This window comes from Kitasatospora sp. MBT63, assembly GCF_000710465.2.
Lineage (GTDB): Bacteria > Actinomycetota > Actinomycetes > Streptomycetales > Streptomycetaceae > Kitasatospora.
This window is the reverse complement of record NZ_JAIZ01000046.1, coordinates 1-1,584: the sequence shown is the minus strand read 5'-3', so window position 1 is coordinate 1,584 and position 1,584 is coordinate 1. Positions and strand designations below refer to the sequence as shown.

The window sequence follows — 1,584 nt, the reverse complement described above, 5'->3', positions numbered from 1 at the left end:
CATCCGCCCGGTTCGCCACATACGCCCGCTTACCGTCGGACGAGGTCGTTACCGCACTCGGGGATCGGCCCGTGGAAACGTCCCGGCCCGCGTCCGGGCCCTCAGCGGAGATTCCGAAGATGGAAGCGGTGCTCTCAACGATGTTCGAGGAGACGGCGATCTTACGATCGAAAGAGGTCGACACGCCCTTCGCGTTTCCCACCATAGACTGGGGAAGCTGGGCCGCAGTCACGGTGTTGGAAATCGTGTTGGCAACGAAAAGCGTTCCGGATTCGGTCACCGCCGCCCCGTACGGGCCCTTTCCCGTCGTAATGCTGCTCCCCTTGACCAGTTCGCCGGTAAACGTGTCCAGCACTGACACCGAGCTGGGCTCGTCTGGGGTGGACGAATTGTTGGTCACGATGAGGTGGTCGGCCCACGGCGTTAGCGCGAGAGCTGACGGCTGGTTGCCGGCCGGGAGAACACTGGTGACAGTGTCGGTGGCGGTATCGATCACGGACACCGTGTTGGAACTCTGGTTCGCGACGTAGGCGTACCGTCCGTCGGGAGAAATGACGACACCCTGCGGGTTCTTCCCCACCTCTACGGACCCAGTGACGGTGTTGGTAGCAGTATCGATCACGGACACCTTGTCACTGCTGGTAGTCACGTACAGCCGGCTGCCGTCCGGAGTGATCGCCGCCATCATGGGGCCCGCGCCGACACTTACGGTCGCCTCGGTGCTGCCATGAGCGGTGTCGATGACCGATACCGTCCCATCCGTGTAGTTGACGACGTAGGCACGAGCCCCGTCAGGTGACACCACGATGCCGATTGGTCCCTTACCGGATGTGAGCGTTTTGGTGACGGTGTCGGTGGCGGTGTCGATCACGGACACCGTGGTGCCGACGCCGTCGTCGCCGTTGGCGCCGTTGTTCGTCACGTACAGAAGTGAGCCGTCAGGACTGGCGGCCATCCAGAGCGGAACGCTGCCGACCGGGATGGTCTTGACGACTGCCTTTGTGGCAGTGTCGATCACCGACACGCTCTTGGAACTCGAATTAGTGACATACGCGTGCTTACCATCGGGCAGAACTGTCACGTTCTGCGGGACCTTACCTACTGGGATATCACCCGCAGTCTTCAGCCGGGCTGGCAGCTCGATTTCCACGGTAGGCACCTCGGCCGAGTCCTTCGAGGCCACCACGGCTGAAGAATTTTCCAGCGCCGCGCCGGGCGACGCCATGACCATGGGAACTCCGACAGCGGCGATCGGTATCGACAGCGCTGCTAGAACATTACGACGGTTGATCGAGAACTGCCAGGAACCCATGGATGACCTCATTGGAATCGATGTACGCCACACAGATTTACGTCACCATCGAACCAGTCATCCCGAAGTCGGACCTCCCCCAACCGGACGAGTTACAGGATGAACCTTGGCCATCACCGCGTCGCCGACGCCGAACGGCTGGTTCCTCAGGAGTCGAGACGACGAGCAACAGTGGCGGTGCGATGAAGAAGGGTGACGCTCCTTGAAGTTTCCCCGTGATCTCGGACACTCGTTCTTAGAGGAGCTAACACAAAGCTCGGACGCGCCTGTAG

1 protein-coding gene is annotated in these 1,584 nt (G+C 61.2%); it reads right to left on the bottom strand.

The features are described from left to right. The coding region (locus AA75_RS03075; RefSeq protein WP_158515432.1) for a beta-propeller fold lactonase family protein at positions 1 to 1,312 on the bottom strand (1,312 nt) is incomplete at its 3' end. Between the last annotated feature and the right edge of the window lie 272 nt (positions 1,313 to 1,584).